Here is a 337-nt window from a genome sequence, read left to right on the forward strand (position 1 = left end):
GAACTCCACGCCGGCCAGCGGCGGCATGTCCAGGATGTCCAGAGCCAGCACGCGACCGGTGTCGCCGATCTGTCTCCGAACCTGCTGAGACCAGCCGCCGGGGGCCGCGCCAAGGTCGACCACCACCATGTGCGGCTTCAGCAGGCGGTCACGTTCGAGCAGCTCCTCGAGCTTGTAGGCGGCGCGCGAGCGCATCCCCTCGGCCTGCGCCTTCTTCACGAAGGGGTCGGAGAAGTGTTCCTTGAGCCAGCGCTGGCTGCTTTTGCTGCGGGTAGCCATTGAAAATAGGGGCTGATGGGGTCCTCATGATACCCTGATCGCCCCATTCAACCGTGTT

The 337-nt window shown here is 64.7% G+C and carries 1 protein-coding gene; it reads right to left on the reverse strand.

Going from position 1 to position 337, the window contains the following annotated elements; all coding sequences use genetic code 11:
• Positions 1–279, reverse strand: a 279-nt coding sequence (locus EN850_RS34670; RefSeq protein ID WP_281407312.1) for an SAM-dependent methyltransferase, incomplete at its 3' end; no start/stop codon positions are given.
• Positions 280–337: the final 58 nt, after the last annotated feature.

Source organism: Mesorhizobium sp. M8A.F.Ca.ET.207.01.1.1, assembly GCF_004794715.1.
Taxonomy (GTDB): Bacteria; Pseudomonadota; Alphaproteobacteria; order Rhizobiales; family Rhizobiaceae; genus Mesorhizobium.